The organism is Lentzea aerocolonigenes (assembly GCF_000955955.1).
GTDB lineage: Bacteria > Actinomycetota > Actinomycetes > Mycobacteriales > Pseudonocardiaceae > Lentzea > Lentzea aerocolonigenes_A.
Genome location: NZ_JYJG01000155.1, coordinates 24,806 through 39,823 on the forward strand (window position 1 = coordinate 24,806; position 15,018 = coordinate 39,823).

The 15,018-nt window shown below is 68.2% G+C and carries 17 protein-coding genes; 7 read left to right on the forward strand and 10 right to left on the reverse strand.

What is annotated here, in order from left to right:
• Positions 1–44: 44 nt before the first annotated feature.
• Genes UK23_RS22685 through UK23_RS22705 form a run of 5 tightly spaced genes read right to left on the reverse strand, consistent with a single transcriptional unit; the run spans position 45 to position 5,236 of the window.
• The gene (locus UK23_RS22685) at positions 45–1,046 is read right to left on the reverse strand and encodes an acyl-CoA dehydrogenase family protein (protein WP_156213317.1); all 1,002 of its coding nucleotides are present in this window, start codon (positions 1,044–1,046) and stop codon (positions 45–47) included.
• Positions 1,043–1,843 (reverse strand): acyl-CoA dehydrogenase family protein, encoded by an 801-nt coding sequence (locus UK23_RS22690; protein ID WP_045313609.1) that lies wholly within the window; start codon positions 1,841–1,843, stop codon positions 1,043–1,045. The genes UK23_RS22685 and UK23_RS22690 overlap by 4 nt, the downstream gene beginning before the upstream one ends.
• Positions 1,840–2,931 (reverse strand): acyl-CoA dehydrogenase family protein, encoded by a 1,092-nt coding sequence (locus UK23_RS22695; RefSeq protein ID WP_045313610.1) that lies wholly within the window; start codon positions 2,929–2,931, stop codon positions 1,840–1,842. Before UK23_RS22695 ends, UK23_RS22690 begins: the two co-directional genes overlap by 4 nt.
• Entirely contained in the window at positions 2,931–3,761 is an 831-nt protein-coding gene (locus UK23_RS22700; RefSeq protein ID WP_045313611.1) for an enoyl-CoA hydratase, read from the reverse strand. The genes UK23_RS22695 and UK23_RS22700 overlap by 1 nt, the downstream gene beginning before the upstream one ends.
• Positions 3,758–5,236 carry a FadD3 family acyl-CoA ligase gene (locus UK23_RS22705; RefSeq protein WP_045313612.1) on the reverse strand — a complete coding sequence of 493 codons (1,479 nt, stop codon included), beginning with the start codon at positions 5,234–5,236 and terminating at the stop codon, positions 3,758–3,760. Before UK23_RS22705 ends, UK23_RS22700 begins: the two co-directional genes overlap by 4 nt.
• A 43-nt stretch (positions 5,237–5,279) precedes the next feature.
• Here UK23_RS22705 and UK23_RS22710 point away from each other — a divergent pair, with 43 nt between their 5' ends.
• From UK23_RS22710 to UK23_RS22725, 4 genes are read left to right on the forward strand one after another with little or no spacing between them, the layout of a single operon-like run.
• Positions 5,280–6,359, forward strand: coding sequence for an acyl-CoA dehydrogenase family protein (locus UK23_RS22710; RefSeq protein WP_045313613.1), 1,080 nt, complete (start codon positions 5,280–5,282; stop codon positions 6,357–6,359).
• Positions 6,356–7,111 carry an SDR family oxidoreductase gene (locus UK23_RS22715; RefSeq protein ID WP_045313614.1) on the forward strand — a complete coding sequence of 252 codons (756 nt, stop codon included), beginning with the start codon at positions 6,356–6,358 and terminating at the stop codon, positions 7,109–7,111. The genes UK23_RS22710 and UK23_RS22715 overlap by 4 nt, the downstream gene beginning before the upstream one ends.
• Positions 7,108–7,722 (forward strand): TetR/AcrR family transcriptional regulator, encoded by a 615-nt coding sequence (locus UK23_RS22720; RefSeq protein ID WP_045313615.1) that lies wholly within the window; start codon positions 7,108–7,110, stop codon positions 7,720–7,722. The genes UK23_RS22715 and UK23_RS22720 overlap by 4 nt, the downstream gene beginning before the upstream one ends.
• A 14-nt stretch (positions 7,723–7,736) precedes the next feature.
• Positions 7,737–8,882, forward strand: coding sequence for an acetyl-CoA C-acetyltransferase (locus tag UK23_RS22725; protein ID WP_045313616.1), 1,146 nt, complete (start codon positions 7,737–7,739; stop codon positions 8,880–8,882).
• On the opposite strand, the gene UK23_RS22730 is transcribed toward UK23_RS22725, so the two are convergent.
• Genes UK23_RS22730 through UK23_RS22745 form a run of 4 tightly spaced genes read right to left on the reverse strand, consistent with a single transcriptional unit; the run spans position 8,866 to position 12,137 of the window.
• Positions 8,866–9,915 (reverse strand): NAD(P)H-dependent flavin oxidoreductase, encoded by a 1,050-nt coding sequence (locus UK23_RS22730; protein ID WP_045313617.1) that lies wholly within the window; start codon positions 9,913–9,915, stop codon positions 8,866–8,868. The genes UK23_RS22725 and UK23_RS22730 overlap by 17 nt on opposite strands.
• On the reverse strand, positions 9,912–10,625 hold the full coding sequence (locus UK23_RS22735; RefSeq protein WP_045313618.1) for a CoA-transferase subunit beta: 714 nt from the start codon (positions 10,623–10,625) through the stop codon (positions 9,912–9,914). The genes UK23_RS22730 and UK23_RS22735 overlap by 4 nt, the downstream gene beginning before the upstream one ends.
• Positions 10,622–11,395 carry a CoA transferase subunit A gene (locus tag UK23_RS22740; RefSeq protein ID WP_045313619.1) on the reverse strand — a complete coding sequence of 258 codons (774 nt, stop codon included), beginning with the start codon at positions 11,393–11,395 and terminating at the stop codon, positions 10,622–10,624. The genes UK23_RS22735 and UK23_RS22740 overlap by 4 nt, the downstream gene beginning before the upstream one ends.
• Entirely contained in the window at positions 11,370–12,137 is a 768-nt protein-coding gene (locus tag UK23_RS22745) for an enoyl-CoA hydratase family protein (RefSeq protein ID WP_045313620.1), read from the reverse strand. Before UK23_RS22745 ends, UK23_RS22740 begins: the two co-directional genes overlap by 26 nt.
• Positions 12,138–12,207: 70 nt before the next feature.
• On the opposite strand from UK23_RS22745, the gene UK23_RS22750 reads away from it, so the two are divergent.
• The 3 genes from UK23_RS22750 (at position 12,208) to UK23_RS22760 (ending at position 14,174) form a co-directional block, all read left to right on the forward strand.
• A complete protein-coding gene (locus UK23_RS22750) occupies positions 12,208–12,960 on the forward strand; it encodes an SDR family oxidoreductase (RefSeq protein ID WP_045313621.1) in 753 nt (250 codons plus the stop codon).
• Positions 12,960–13,829 (forward strand): SDR family oxidoreductase, encoded by an 870-nt coding sequence (locus tag UK23_RS22755; RefSeq protein WP_045313622.1) that lies wholly within the window; start codon positions 12,960–12,962, stop codon positions 13,827–13,829. The genes UK23_RS22750 and UK23_RS22755 overlap by 1 nt, the downstream gene beginning before the upstream one ends.
• An 84-nt stretch (positions 13,830–13,913) precedes the next feature.
• Complete coding sequence (locus UK23_RS22760) at positions 13,914–14,174, forward strand: hypothetical protein (RefSeq protein ID WP_045313623.1); 261 nt, start codon at positions 13,914–13,916, stop codon at positions 14,172–14,174.
• A gap of 67 nt (positions 14,175–14,241) precedes the next feature.
• On the opposite strand, the gene UK23_RS22765 is transcribed toward UK23_RS22760, so the two are convergent.
• On the reverse strand, positions 14,242–15,018 hold a 777-nt coding region (locus UK23_RS22765), incomplete at its 5' end, for an acetyl-CoA C-acyltransferase (RefSeq protein ID WP_045313629.1).

A 15,018-nucleotide genomic window follows, 5' to 3' on the forward strand; every position in this document is an offset into this window, starting at 1 on the left:
AAGATGCGTTCGTCCACGGGCCGGGAGCGTAAGCACGAAAATGATCACAGTTGTGCGGAACGGGTGAGGCGCTCGATGTGATCTGCCGGACTCCCGAACAGCTGGCTGCTGCCGTGTGCGCGCTTGAAGTACAGGTGGGCGTCGTGCTCCCAGGTGATCGCGATGCCGCCGTGCAGCTGGACCATCTCGGACGCGATCTTGAGGAACGCCTCCGAGCAGTAGACCTTCGCGACCGCCGCGGACACCTCGTCGTTCGCGGCTCGGGCGGCCGACCTCGCGGTCTCGACCAGGACGTGCATGTCGGCCATGCGGTGCTTCAGCGCCTGGAACGACGCGAGCGGCCGTCCGAACTGGACACGCGTCTTGGTGTACTCGACGGTGAGTTCGAGGGCTCGCTGTGCCGCGCCGACCTGTTCCGCGGCGAGGGCGGCCAGGGCGATGTCCTGGATCTCCGTTTTCCAGGGGCCCAGGCGGGTGGCGGGGGCGTTGCTGAAGTGGATCGTGGCCAGGCGGCGGGTCTGGTCCACGGTCGGGGTGTGCTCGCGGGTCACGCCGGCGAGGTCGACCTCGTAGAGGGAACGGCCGTCGCTGACCAGGAGGATCTCGGCCAGGTCTCCGTCCAGGACGTACCGCGCGGTGCCGTCGAGGTAGTCGCTGCGCGCGTTGACCTCGGGGTGGTCGAAGGCGTCGGTCGACGTGATCCCGGTGTGGTCCCAGGCGACCGTCGCGATGGCGCCTTGGGCGATGCGGCGCAGCAGTATGCCGTTGCCTTCGAACGTCAGGAGTGCTTGGGCGGCTATGGCGGTACCGAGCAGCGGGGACGGTGTGAGGGTGCGGCCGAGTTCTTCCAGCGCCAGATGGGTTTCCGCGCGCGTCGCCCCGGATCCGCCGTACTCCTCGGGGATCGGGAGCACGCCGATGTCGCAGAGCCTGGCCCACAACGCCTTGTCGTAGCCGCGCGGGGTCTCGATCGCGGCGCGGACGTCCGAGTGCTTGTCGAGCAGGCTGCGGACGGCGTCGCGGAGTGCCTCTTGTTCCGGTGTCACAACGCCTCCAGCACTCGCGCTCGGTGCATCGACGGGCTGCCCCACGCGGTGCGCAGGGCTCGGGTCCGCAGCAGGAACCGGCTCAGCTCGTGCTCGGCCGTGTAGCCGATCGCGCCGTGGACCTGCAGGGCCGTGCGGGCAGCCTGCCAGGCGGCGTCGGAGGTGGCGACCTTGGCCGCGGAGACGTCGCGCGGGGTCATGGTCACGGCGGCGCCGAACACCAGCGGCCGCGCGAGTTCCAGTCCGATGAGGACGTTCGCGAGGTGGTGCTTGACCGCTTGGAACTGGCCGATGGGCCTGCCGAACTGAGTTCGCGCCAGGACGTGGGCGGTGGTCATCTCGAGCATGGCGCGGCCGAGTCCGAGGAGCTGGGCGGAGCAGGTGAGGACACCGAGGTCGAACGCGCGGGCGGGTACGTCGGTGGCGATGACGGCGCCGGCGGTCAGTTCGACGAGGGTGCGAGCGGGGTCGACGGAGGAGAGCTCGGCGGTGGGGGCCGCTTCGTGGAGAGTGCCGCCTTCGACGAGGAAGTAACGGTCTGCCTTGACGGCGTGCGGCACATGAGGTGGGAACGCCACAGAACCAGGACCGACACCGAGGGCGGGCAGGACTGCCAGTGACTCGATCATCGGCCCGGTGATCGCGTGGTGTCCCAGCTCCTCGAACACCACGACCAAATCCACCGGGTCGGTCACCTCGTCGACGCCGAGCTCGGCCAGGTCCCGTTTCCCGGCGGCGAGAAAGCCGTGCAGCACCGAGGAGAAGTCCGTCTGCTCCTCCGACAACGTGAACATCATCGCGGCAGCCCCAGGATCCGTTCGGCGATCACGTTGCGCTGGATCTCGTTGGTACCGGCGTAGATCGGCCCGGCCAGCGAGAACAGCCACCCGTCCCGCCACCCCGGCGCGACCTCGCCCAGCAGGTCGAGCGCGGTCTCGTGCACCGAGACGTCCAGCTCCGACCAGAACACCTTCGTGACACTGGCGGCCGGACCGGTGGGCGGATTCCCCAACGCTCCGAACGTGTGCAGCCGATAGGCCTGTGCCCCGATCCACGCGTCGACAACGCGATCGCGCAATGCCGGATCAGGATTCTTGCGGTAGAGCTCCACCAACCGCGCAGCAGCCGCGACGAACCGGCCGGGACTGCGCAACGACAACCCGCGCTCGTTGCCCGCGGTGCTCATCGCGACCCGCCATCCGTCGCCGACGTCGCCGATGACATCGCGGTCCGGCACGAACACGTCGTCCAGGAAGATCTCGGCGAAGCCGGGCTCGCCGTCCAGTTGGGCGATCGGCCGGACGGTCACGCCGGAAGCGCGCAGGTCGAACATCAGATAGGTCAGCCCGCGGTGACGCCCCTCGGGCGAAGTCCGGAACAACCCGAACGCCCGATCCGCGAACGCCGCCCGCGAGCTCCACGTCTTCTGCCCGCGCAGCAACCAGCCACCGTCGGTCCGCACGGCGGTGCTGCGCAAGGAAGCCAGGTCGGACCCGGCCTCTGGCTCGGACCACGCCTGCGCCCACACCTCGTCCCCGCGTGCCATCGGCGGCAGGATCCGGGCACGCTGCTCGTCGGTGCCGTGCGCGAACAACGTCGGTGCCAGCAGGAAGATCCCGTTCTGCGACACGCGGCCAGGCGCTCCGGCGGCGTGGTACTCCTCCTCGAAGATCAGCCACTGCAGCAACCCCAGGTCGCGCCCGCCGAACTCCTCAGGCCACGAGACGACCGACAAGCGCTCAGCCGCCAGCAGCCGTTCCCACGTGCGGTGCTCCTCGAAGCCCGGAGCAGTGTCCATCGAGGACAGCGGCCGCACGTGTTCGGTCAGCCACGACCGCACCTCGGCCCGGAACTCCAGTGTGGCGGCGTCGAGCGTGAGATCCATCAGCTGGAGGCCTTCTTCATCGAGCGGGCGTCCATGCCGGCCAGCGCGTCCGGGCTGACCTCGGCGTTGTGCGCGTGTGCGAGGTGATGCAACCCGAACACCGAGTCCATCCCGGCCCGCATGCCCATCAGGTCCTCGGACTGGTTCACGGCCTTCTTCGCCAGCGCGAGCCCGAACTGCGGCATCGCCGAGATCCGCGAGGCGAGCTGGAAAGTCTCGTCCTCGAGGGACGTACGCGGCACCACTCGTGACACCATGCCCCACTCGTAGGCGCGCTGAGCGGAGAACCGGTCGCCGGTGAACAGCACCTCCTTCGCGGCCCGCGGCCCGAGCACCCACGGGTGCGCGAAGTACTCGACGCCAGGAATTCCCATGCGCACCACGGGATCCGCGAAGAACGCGTCCTCGGCGGCCACGATCAGATCGCACACCCACGCGAGCATGAGCCCGCCCGCCACGCACGCGCCCTGCACCATCGCGATCATGGGCTTCGGGATCTCCCGCCACCGCCGGCACATGCCGAGGTAGACCTCCATCTCGCGGGCGAAGCGGAGATCACCGCCCTCGCGCCCGACGTGGTCCCACCACAGCACGGCCTTGCGCTCGAACGACACGTCGACGTCCCGGCCGGGCGAGCCGATGTCGTGGCCCGCGGAGAAGTGGTCGCCGGCACCGGCCAGCACGATCACCTTGACGTCGGCGTCGTTGACCGCGCGCGTGAAAGCCTCGTCCAACGCGTAGGTCATCGCCGAGTTCTGCGCGTTGCGGTACTCGGGGCGGTTCATGGTCACGACGGCGACCGCGTCCCGCCGTTCGTACGAGACAGTCACGCGTTCTCCTTGCGCAGTTGGTGTTTGAGGACCTTGCCGCCGGCATTGCGGGGTAGTGCGGGGTGGAACTCGACCGACCGCGGCACCTTGTAGTTCGCCAGCCGTTCGCGGCAGAACGAGATCACCTCGTCCGAGGTCAGCGAGAAGCCCGGCGACGTGACGACGTGCGCGACGCCGACCTCGCCGAGGCGCTCGTCCGCCATGCCCACCACGGCCGACTCCGCAACACCGGGCAGCCGCGCCAGCGCCTGCTCGATCTCGGCCGGATACACGTTGAACCCGCCGCAGATGTACATGTCCTTGAGCCGGTCGGTGATCGACAGATAGCCGCGCTCGTCGACCTTCCCGACATCGCCGGTGTGCAGCCAGCCGTCAGGGTCGATCGCAGCCGCGGTCGCCTCGGGATCGTCGAGGTAGCCGAGCATCACGTTGGGGCCGCGCAGCAACACCTCGTCCTGTTCACCCAGCCGGAGCTCGAAGTCCGCCATCGGCCGCCCGCACGTGTGCGCGATCGTCTCCGGTGAGTCGCCAGGACGGCACATCGTCGCGACGACGGCCTCGGTCAACCCGTAGGCGGTGAGCACGGTCAGCGAGAGCTCGGACTGCATCCGCTCGACCAGCGCCACCGGCACCACCGCCGCCCCGGTCACCGCGAGCCGCAGGCTGGACAGGTCGAACGAGCCGCGCTCGGAATGGTCGAGCAGCGTCTGGAAGATCGTCGGCGGCCCGGGCAACACCGTGATCCGTTCCCGTTCGATCAGCCGCATCGTCTCGACCACGTCGAACACCGGCTGCGGCACCATCGTCGCCCCTGTGAGCAGGCAGGCCAGGATCCCGGCCTTGTAACCGAAGGTGTGGAAGAACGGGTTGACGATCAGGTACCGGTCGGCAGAAGTCAGCTCACCACAAGCACCCCAGGCCGCAGCCACCCCGAGTGACTGCCGATGCGCGCTCATCGCCCCCTTGCTGCGCCCGGTCGTCCCCGACGTGTACATGACGTCGCAGAGGTGATCTGGAGACACTTCGGGCAGATCCACTTCGGGCCCGGACCACTCGATCGGTAATCGCACCAGCACTTCGGGCAGATCCGAGGACAACGCCCGCAGCTCCGCGAGCCGATCCCGCCCGAGGAACTTGCCTGCCACGATCAAGGCCCGCGCGGCACTGCGCTTGAGCACGTCCACCGTCTCGGTGGCGGTGAACCGGGTGTTGATCGGCACCAGAGCAGCCCCTGCGCACAACGCCCCGAGCGCGGCGATCACCCAGTGCACGGAGTTGGGCGCGCACAAAGCAACCCGATCGCCCGGCCGCACACCCATCCCGGCCAGAGCACGCGCGGCCTCGTGCACGGACGCCCGCAGCGCGGGATAGGTGAGCCTGACTTCCCCGTCCACCAACGCTTCCGCGTCGATGTACGAAGCAGCGGCCCGGTCGAGCATAGCTGAAACCGTTTGCCTGCTTGGATCGCTGTCCATGAACGCCTCCAAAGCAAGTGCTTGGTAGGTTAGAGTATGGCCCATGGAGTCCTTCCGGCGCGAGGTGCGGGAATGGTTGTCCGCCAACCTCGTCGGTGAGTTCGCTGAGCTGCGCGGCCTGGGTGGGCCGGGCCGCGAGCACGAGGCGTTCGAGGGACGGCTGCGCTGGCACCGGCACCTCGCCAGGAGCGGGTGGACGTGCCTCGGCTGGCCCGGCGAGCGCAGCGTGCAGGAGCAGGTCGTCTTCCACGAGGAGTACGCGGAGGCCGACGCGCCCGCGAAGGTCGACATCGTCGGCGAGGGACTGCTCGGCCCGACTCTCGTCGCGTTCGGCACTCCGGCCCAGAAGGAACGCTTCCTGCCCAAGATCAAGAGTCTCGACGAGCTGTGGTGCCAGGGCTACTCCGAACCGAACGCGGGCTCCGACCTGGCCAATGTGCAGACGAAGGCCGCGCTCGTGAACGGCCAGTGGGTGATCAACGGCCAGAAGATCTGGACGTCGAACGCGCACTACTCGGACTGGATCTTCGTGCTGTGCCGCACCGAGCCGGGTTCGCAACGCCACCACGGGCTCTCCTACCTGCTCGTGCCGATGAACCAGGCAGGCATCGAGGTCCGGCCGATCCGCCAGCTCACCGGCACCTCGGAGTTCAACGAGGTCTTCTTCGACGGCGCTGTCACGGCCGAGGAGAACATCGTCGGGCAGCCCGGCGAGGGCTGGAAGATCGCCATGGCCACGCTCGGCTTCGAACGCGGCACCGCGATGCTCGGCCACCAGGTGAGCTTCCGCCGTCAGCTCGACGCGATCATGGCTGCGGCGCCGGACCACATGCGGGAGAAGCTCACCAGGGCGTGGCTGGAGCTGCACGTCATGCGCTCGCACACGCTCAGGACCATGAACGACGACCCCGGCCCGGAGGCGTCCGTGCTGAAGCTGTTCTGGGGCGGCTGGCACCGCCGGCTCGGCGAGCTCGCGATGGAGTCGCTCGGGCCCGAGTCGATGCTCGACGGCAACGAGTGGCAGCGCATGTTCCTGTTCAGCCGCGCGGAGACGATCTACGGCGGCTCGGACGAGATCCAGCGCGAGATCATCTCTCATCGAATCCTGGGGCTGCCCAAATGAAACTGGCAGAGTTGAAGAACAACCTGCTCAAGGACAAGGTCGTCGTGGTGACGGCCGCGGCGGGCACGGGCATCGGCTCGGCGACCGCGAGACGCTGCCTCGAAGAGGGCGCGACCGTGATCATCTCCGACTGGCACGAGCGCCGGTTGAAGGAAACCCACGAGGCACTCGGCACCGCCCACGCCATCCCGTGCGACGTCACGAACGAGGAGCAGGTCCAAGCGCTGATCGACGGCACGGTCGAGCGGTTCGGCCGCATCGACGTGATGGTCAACAACGCGGGCCTCGGCGGGGAGAAGTCGGTGCTCGACATGGCCGACGACGAGTGGGCGCGCGTGCTGGACGTGACGCTGAACGGCACCTTCCGCTGCACCAGGGCCGCATTGCGCCAAATGGTCGTCCAACGAAGCGGTGTCGTCGTTAACAACTCCAGTGTGATCGGCTGGCGCGCCCAGAAGGGTCAAGCCCATTACGCGGCAGCGAAAGCCGGAGTCATGGCGCTCACGAGGTGCGCCGCGATGGACGTCGCCGAGCACGGCATCCGGGTGAACGCGGTCGCGCCGAGCTTGGCGGCGCACCCGTTCCTCGCCAAGGTCACCAGTGAGGAGTTGCTGACCGAACTGGCGTCCCGAGAGGCATTCGGGCGCGCCGCCGAGCCCTGGGAGGTCGCGAATGTGATCGTGTTCCTCGCCAGCGACTACTCGTCCTACCTCACGGGCGAGGTCGTCTCGGTGAGCAGTCAGCACCCATGAGGAAGGAACGACCGGTGAGCAACAGGCGAGCGGAGCTGCTGGAGCTCGCGGCGCGGATGTTCGCTGAGCGCGGCTACGGGCAGACCACGGTCAGGGACATCGCGGACGCGGCGGGCATCCTGTCCGGCAGCCTGTACCACCACTTCGACTCGAAGGAGTCGATGGTGGACGAGATCCTGCGGACGTTCCTGGACGAGCTGTTCGCGTCGTACCGGGAGATCGTCGACGCCGGCCTCGAACCGAAGCAGACGCTGAAGGCCATGGTCGTGGCGTCGTTCGAGGCGATCGACGCCCGGCACGCCGAGGTCGCGATCTACCAGAACGAGTCCAAGCACCTGATGCCGCTCGCGCGGTTCTCCTACCTCGAGGACCGCAACGTGGAGTTCCGCAAGTTGTGGACGGTGCTGCTGGAGGACGGCATGAGCGCGGGCGTGTTCCGCGCGGATCTCGACGTCGACCTCGCCTACCGGTTCATCCGCGACACGGTGTGGGTGGCCGTGCGGTGGTACCGGCCGGACGGTGGCCTGTCCGCCCAGACGGTTGCCGACCAATACCTCGCGATCTTGCTCGACGGCATCGCCACGGGTCGCCGGAAGAACTCGAAGACGTAATAAGGAGGGCCCTCGTGGCCGAGGCGTACATCATCGAGGCTGTGCGGACCCCGGCGGGGCGGCGTGGTGGCGAGCTGAGCCACAAGCACCCGGCCGACCTGGGCGCGCACGTGATCACCGCGCTGCTCAACCGCGTGGACGTCGACCCCACGGACGTGGACGACGTGATCTTCGGCTGTGTGGACACCGTCGGGCCGCAGGCGGGTGACATCGCGCGGACTTCCTGGCTGGCCGCTGGGTTTCCGGAGCAGGTGCCGGGGGTGACGGTCGACCGGCAGTGCGGGTCGAGCCAGCAGGCGCTGCACTTCGCGGCGCAGGCGGTGATGAGCGGGACCGCCGATGTCATCGTCGCCGGTGGCGTGCAGAACATGTCCCAGGTGCCGATCGGGTCGGCGATGACGGCCATGTCCAACGCAGGCAGCCCGTTCGAGGGGTGTGAGGGCTGGCAGCACCGGTATGGCGACGAGGAGGTCAACCAGTTCCGCGCGGCCGACCTGATCGCGGTGCGGTGGGACCTGTCGCGGCGCGAGATGGAGGAGTACGCGCTGCAGAGCCATCTGCGGGCCATCACCGCGATCAAGGAGGGGCGGTTCGACCGGGAGATCGCGCCGGTGGACGGCGTTGTGCACGACGAGTGCCCGCGTCCCGACACTTCAGCTGAGAAGATGGCTGCGTTGCAACCGTTGCGACCGGGCGGACGGACGACAGCTGCTTTGTCGTCGCAGATCTCTGATGGTGCGTCGGCGGTTCTGGTGGTGTCGGAGCAGGCTGTGCGTGAGCACCGGTTGACGCCACGGGCTCGGGTGCACCACATCTCGGCGCGCGGATCCGATCCGATCTACATGCTGACGGCGCCGATCCGGGCGACTCGGCACGCGTTGGACAAGGCTGGGATGTCCATTTCGGACATCGACCTGTTCGAGATCAACGAGGCGTTCGCGTCCGTGCCGATGGCGTGGGCGAAGGAGCTGATGATCGATCTCGGGCGGGTGAACGTCAACGGGGGAGCGTTGGCGTTGGGGCATCCGATCGGTGCCACCGGGACGAAGCTGTTCACGACGATGCTGCACGAGCTGGAGCGGTCGGGTGGCCGGTACGGGCTGCAGACGATGTGCGAGGGCGGCGGTCAGGCGAACGTGACGATCATCGAACGTCTCTGAGCCTGTCGATGATCTCCTCGGCTTCCTCGATGATGCTTTCGATCAGTTCCGCGCACGTGGGCAGGTCGTCGAGCAGGCCGGCGACCTGACCAGAGGCGAGCACGCCCGCGTCGGTCCTGCCTTCGACGAGGCCGGCGCGGAGCAGCATCGGGGTGTTCGCGGCCATGATCACCTGGGACCACGTGAGGTCCTTGCCGTGTTTCATGGCCAGGCCTTCTTTGATCATGTCCCGCCAGCTCAGGCCAGTTTGCTGCCGGAACTTCGCGGCGTTCGTGATCGCTCTGGTCAGGCTGCTGAGCCTGCCTGATCGTTCGAGGTGGTCGACGAGGTCGGTGCGCAGGACTCGGTGGGGCAGTCCGTCGACTCTCGTGGTGACGACTGTGCCGTTGAGGTCTCGGTGCAGGTAGGCCTGTTTGACCGCGTCCGGGACCGTGCTCTCCTGGGTGAGCAGGAACCTCGTGCCCATGGCGATTCCGGCCGCGCCGTACGCCAGAGCCGCGGCCAGGCCTCTGCCGTCGAAGAAGCCGCCTGCCGCGATCACCGGGATGTCGACGGCGTCCAGCACGCTCGGGAGCAGCAGAGTCGTGGCGACGCCGCCGGTGTGGCCGCCGCCTTCGCCGCCCTGGACGATCACCGCGTGGGCGCCCCACTTGGCGACCTTCTCGGCGTGCCTGGCCGCGCCGATCGACGGGATCACGACCACGCCCGCGTCGTTCAGCTTGGCGATCATGTCCGGTTTCGGGGCCAGTGCGAAGGAAGCGACTTTCACCTGTTCGCGGATGATCAGGTCGACGCGTTCCGGTGCGTCCTGGGCGTCGGCTCTCAGGTTCACGCCGAACGGGTTGGCCGTGCGAGCGCGGGTTTCCTTGATGGCGGCTTCCAGTTCGGTGTACGTCATGGTGGCCGAGGCGAGGATGCCCAGGCCGCCTGCTTCCGCCGTCGCGGAGACAAGTCGTGGTCCGGCTACCCAGCCCATGCCCGTCTGCACGATCGGGTGCTTGACGCCGACCAGTTCGGTGAGTGCGGTTCTCATGACGGGACTTCCTTGTCCCGCTTGGCGTCCGGGTCGAGGACGTTCCGGATGAGCTTCAGTTCCTGATCGGTCGGGAGCCTGGTTTCGGTGACGTCGTCCGCCGTCAGTTCGAACGATGTCTGCTTCTGGACTTCGTCCACCGACACGCCGGGGTGGGTGGAGACCAGGCGCATCGAGTGGTCTGGCGTGTCGAAGTCGAGGACTGCCAGGTTGGTGATGACCCGGTAGACGTCGTGGTACGGGCCGACGGCGTGGTCGTAGCCGACGCCGGAGATGACGTCGACGGCGTTGACCAGCACTCTTGGGCTGTGGCGTGGGACCCAGTAGCTGGTGCGGTGGTTGATGGTGTTGCCGGGGGCGCCGCGGAACCCGAGCAGCTGGCGGGTGGGTTTGGCGTGGTCGCCGATCGCGGAGATGTTCTGGTTGCCGAACCTGTCCACCTGGTTCGCGCCCATCACGACGTGCCTGCGGCCGTGGGCGACGACGTCGAACACCTTGCGGTACGGGAGCCATCCCTCCACAGTGGACTCAGGGGTGAGGAGGAAGGCTTCGCCGTCGGAGAGCAGCAGGTCGGGCTCGGCGGTGAGCCTGGCCAGTTTCGCGCCCAGGGACGGGATGAGGCCCATCGGGCTGGCGAGCGTCTCACCCGCGCCCGCGAACAGGTCGGCGCACGCGGTCACGCAGATCTCGGCCCTGGTGATGTCGCTCATGCCGGCAGCCTCCCTTCAGCTGCGGCTTCGGCGTACTCGCGCTGTTTCGCCTCGTCGCGCGGGTAGTCGGGCACGCAGCTCGTGAACCCTGCTCCACCTGGTGCTTCCACGACGCCGTCGACCATCATCCGGTTGAGCAGCAGCGTTTGCGGCGGTCCCTCGAAGCTGTCCACGATCCGCTCGCAGGAGACGTAGCGGCGGTCCGCGGCCAGGCAGAACAGGTCGTCGAAGTACGGGTCGGGCCCGAGGTACTGGGCGTTGCCGTGCTTGTCGGCGCGGTTGAGGTGCACCAGCGCGACGTCGAGTTTCAGCGCGGGCATGGCGACGAGCTCTTCGCCGTCGTCGTAGGGGGAGCGCACGGTCTTGAGCTCTGGCGCGTACTTGAGCACGTCCGAGCCGAGTCCTGCCCTGACCGGCAGGAACGGGAGGCGGTGTCCCGCTGCGCGCAGCCCGGTCTGGAACATGCCCTCGTCCAGTTCCAGGACCTCGATCGCGCCGGTCTCCCTGGCCCGTTTGAACCACGGGTCGTACGGGATGGTGTCGAGCGAGACGAAGCCGTAGACGAGCTTGCGGATCTTGCCCGCCGCGCACAGCAACCCGACGTCCGGGCCGCCGTAGGTGACGATCGTCAGGTCTTCGAGGTCGGTCTTGAGGATGGCTTCGACCAGGGCCATCGGCTTGCGCCGCGAGCCCCAGCCGCCGATGCCGACGGTCATGCCGTCCTTGATGGTGCTGACGGCCTCGTCAGCTGTCATTCGCTTGTCGCGCATGGTTTCCGTCCAGGAAGGCCTGCCGGGCGTGGTCCGACACACCGGTGAGGTTGAGCTCGAAGGTGAAGCCCTGCTCGAAGCGGTAGCTCTGGTGCACGCGCTGCGGGTCGATGCCGTTGATCGCCTCCTTGGCGGCGCGGATCACCGTCGGGTCCTTCTTCGCGATCTCCTTGGCGATCTCGCGCGCCGCGTCGTCGAGTCGGGCGCGGGTGGTCACCTCGATGACGCTGCCGTGGTGGTGCAGGGTTTGCGCGCTGACGTTGCGGGCCGTGTAGTACAGGGTCCGCATCAGGTGCTGCGGGACGAGTCGGGCCAAGTGCGTTGCGGCGCCGAGCGCGCCTCGGTCGACCTCTGGCAGGCCGAACGTCGCGTCGTCGGACGCGACGATGATGTCCGCGTTGCCGACCAGGCCGACGCCGCCGCCGAGGCAGAAGCCGTTGACCGCGGCGATGACCGGCACCTCGCAGTCGTACACGGCCGCGAAAGCCTTGGCGCAACCCCGGTTCGCGGCGATGAGCGCCGAGTAGCCCTCGGTGCGTTGCATCTCCTTGAGGTCGACGCCCGCGCAGAAGCCGCGGTTCTCGGCTCTCAGGATCACCACCCGCGCTTCCGGGTCCTCGCCGGCTGTGGTGATCGTCCTGGCCAGCTCGAACCAGCCGAGTGAGGGGATGGCGTTGACCGGCGGATAGTCGATCGTGACCTCGATGATGCCGTTTTCGGTGTGGCTGCTGGAGATTCCCATCGCGCCGCCTTCCGAACCAAGCGATTGCTTGGTAATTTAGCAGCGCCGGAGCGACCGGGGTAGGTGCATCGTGGAACTGTCCCTCGACGGAAGCGTCGTCCTGGTGACGGGCGGTGTGCGGGGTGTCGGTCTCGGGATCACCCGCGCCTTCCTGTCAGCTGGGGCCATCGTTGTGGTGTGTGCTCGTCGTCCGGCTGAGGTGCCTGGCGCTGTGTTTTTGCCGTGCGATGTCCGGGACGCGGATCAGGTTTCCGCGCTGGTGTCCTCCGTCGTCGATCGTTTCGGGCGGCTGGACGTCGTGGTCAACAACGCTGGTGGAGCGCCGTTCGCACTGGCGGACAAGGCTTCGCCGCGGTTCCACCAGAAGATCGTGGAGCTGAACCTGCTCGCGCCTTTGCTGGTGTCGCAGGCCGCGTACGGGGTCATGAAGGACTCCGGCGGCTCGATCGTGATGGTCAGCAGCATCTCCGGGCGCCGTCCGTCGCCTGGTACCGCTGCCTATGGCGCCGCGAAGGCAGGGCTGGACAACCTGACCGCGTCGCTGGCCGTGGAGTGGGCGCCTCGCGTTCGGGTGAACTCCTTGGCCGTAGGGATGGTTCGGACCGAGCAGTCGCACCTGCACTACGGGTCCGCGGAGGGCATTGCGGCTGTTGAGCGCACCGTGCCGCTCGGCCGGCTCGCCACGCCGGACGAGGTCGGGGCGTGTGCGGTGTTCTTGGCTTCCCCGCTGGCTTCTTACGTCACCGGGGCGACTTTGGTCGTGCACGGCGGGGGAGAGGTACCCGCGTTCCTGGGCGCTGCCGACACTGATGGGGGTTCGTGATGAGCTTGTGCGAGGACCGGGTCGTCATCGTCACCGGTGCGGGCCGCGGCATCGGGCGCGCGCACGCCCTGGCTTTCGCCGCTGCCGGTGCACGAGTCGTGGTGAACGACCTCTCCGTGGGGCCGGCTGCCGAGGTGGCTTCGCTGATCGGTCCGCGGGCCGTCGTGAACACCGACGACATCGGCACCTGGGCCGGCGCCGCGCGAGTGGTCGACGCGGCGGTGTCTACGTTCGGCGGCCTGGACGTGCTCGTCAACAACGCCGGCATCGTGCGCGACCGCATGATCGTGAGCTGCGGCGAGGACGAGTTCGACGAGGTCGTGCGGGTGCATCTGAAGGGGCACTTCGCATTGCTGCGGCACGCGGGCGCCCACTGGAGGGCCGTGCACAAGGCGGGCGGGCGCGTGTCGGGCCGCGTGATCAACACGTCGTCCGGGGCCGGGCTGTTCGGCAGCGTCGGCCAAGCGAACTACTCGGCTGCCAAGGCGGGCATCGCCGCCATGACGCTGGTGGGGGCGGCGGAGTTGGCTCGCTACGGCGTGACGGTGAACGCGATCGCGCCCGCGGCACGGACCCGGATGACCGAGGCGACGTTCGCCTCGACGATGGCGGCGCCGGAGGACGGCTTCGACGCGATGGCCCCGGAGAACATCTCGCCACTGGTGGTGTGGCTGGGGTCCGCGGAGGCCGGGGACGTGACCGGGCGGATGTTCGAGGTCGACGGCGGACGGATCTGCGTGGCGCACGGCTGGCAGCGCGGTCCGGAGGTCGACAAGGGCTCGCGGTGGTCGCCGGACGAGCTCGGTGAGGTGGTCCGCAAGCTGGTGGCGGATGACCACCCGGTCCCTGTCTACGGTGCCGCGCAATGAGCAACTGTGTGATCAGCTGACCCCTCGCGGGAACTGGGCGCGTTACGTTCGTGCCTGAACAAGTTTCCGATCTCTGGGGGGAACATGAAGTTCGTGAAGATGGTGTCCGCTGTTGCTGTCGCGTGTGCGGCGCTCGTGGCGCCGGTGGCGGCCGGGGTCGCGGTTGCCGCCGACGACGTGTCCGTCCTCGTGTGGCGTGTCGTGGACGGCCCGTACGCCAACACGCCTGACGGTCTTCAGACCTGCAAGGACGATGCTTTTCAGTACCACATCGCGCACGGCTGGCAGACCGGTTGCCTCCTGGACGCCGACAGCAACCAGTATTTCGTGTGGGCGAACGTGTAACCGTCGGTTGAGTTGATGTCTGACGTGGCCGGCGTCGTCGAGATCGTGACGACACCGGCCACGTTCTTCAGATCCGTTCGATGATCGTGCCGGTCGCCATCGCGCCACCCGCGCACATCGTGATCAGCGCGGTCGTGGCGTCGCGGCGTTCGAGTTCGTGCAGGGCCGTGGTGATGAGTCGAGTCCCCGTACTGCCCACCGGGTGACCGATCGCGATCGCCCCGCCGTTGACGTTGACCCGGTCCAGGTTCGGCCGGTGCACCGCGGCCCACGACAGCACGACGGAGGCGAACGCCTCGTTGACCTCGAACAGGTCGATGTCGGCCATCTTCATGCCACTGCGTTCCAGCAGCCGCGTGGTCGCGTCGACCGGGCCGTCGAGGAGGTAGTACGGGTCGGAGCCGATGAGGCACTGCGTGACGATCCGCGCCCGTGGCCGCAACCCGTGTGCCCGCGCGAAGTCCTCGTCCACGACCATCACGGCCGAGGCGCCGTCCGAGATCTGTGACGAGGTGCCCGCGGTGTGCACGCCGTCGGGCAGCACCGGCTTCAACGCGGCCAGGGCTTCCAGCGAGGTCTCGCGCAGGCCCTGATCGGTCTCCACCAGTTCCTCGCCGACCTTCACCGGGACGACCTCGGCGGTGAAGCGGCCTTCCGCCCACGCCCGTGCCGCGCGGGTCTGGGACTGGACGCCGAACCGGTCGACCTCCTCGCGCCCGATGCCGCGCTTGGCGGCGATGCGTTCCGCGCCGACGAACTGGTTGGGCGCGTCGATGGACCACGAGTCCGGGCGGGGCGAGCCGGCGTCGCCGATGTTGCTGCGCAGGGGAACGCGGCTCATGGC

What these genes read in the sequence shown, in the direction of transcription:
- UK23_RS22710 (WP_045313613.1), top strand. Translation starts at nt 5,280, where the DNA reads ATGGAGTCCTTCCGGCGCGAGGTGCGGGAATGGTTGTCCGCCAACCTC.
- UK23_RS22690 (WP_045313609.1), bottom strand. Translation starts at nt 1,843, where the DNA reads ATGATGTTCACGTTGTCGGAGGAGCAGACGGACTTCTCCTCGGTGCTG.
- UK23_RS22720 (WP_045313615.1), top strand. Translation starts at nt 7,108, where the DNA reads ATGAGGAAGGAACGACCGGTGAGCAACAGGCGAGCGGAGCTGCTGGAG.
- UK23_RS22740 (WP_045313619.1), bottom strand. Translation starts at nt 11,395, where the DNA reads ATGCGCGACAAGCGAATGACAGCTGACGAGGCCGTCAGCACCATCAAG.
- UK23_RS22705 (WP_045313612.1), bottom strand. Translation starts at nt 5,236, where the DNA reads ATGGACAGCGATCCAAGCAGGCAAACGGTTTCAGCTATGCTCGACCGG.
- UK23_RS22735 (WP_045313618.1), bottom strand. Translation starts at nt 10,625, where the DNA reads ATGAGCGACATCACCAGGGCCGAGATCTGCGTGACCGCGTGCGCCGAC.
- UK23_RS22695 (WP_045313610.1), bottom strand. Translation starts at nt 2,931, where the DNA reads ATGGATCTCACGCTCGACGCCGCCACACTGGAGTTCCGGGCCGAGGTG.
- UK23_RS22755 (WP_045313622.1), top strand. Translation starts at nt 12,960, where the DNA reads ATGAGCTTGTGCGAGGACCGGGTCGTCATCGTCACCGGTGCGGGCCGC.
- UK23_RS22715 (WP_045313614.1), top strand. Translation starts at nt 6,356, where the DNA reads ATGAAACTGGCAGAGTTGAAGAACAACCTGCTCAAGGACAAGGTCGTC.
- UK23_RS22760 (WP_045313623.1), top strand. Translation starts at nt 13,914, where the DNA reads ATGAAGTTCGTGAAGATGGTGTCCGCTGTTGCTGTCGCGTGTGCGGCG.
- UK23_RS22745 (WP_045313620.1), bottom strand. Translation starts at nt 12,137, where the DNA reads ATGGGAATCTCCAGCAGCCACACCGAAAACGGCATCATCGAGGTCACG.
- UK23_RS22730 (WP_045313617.1), bottom strand. Translation starts at nt 9,915, where the DNA reads ATGAGAACCGCACTCACCGAACTGGTCGGCGTCAAGCACCCGATCGTG.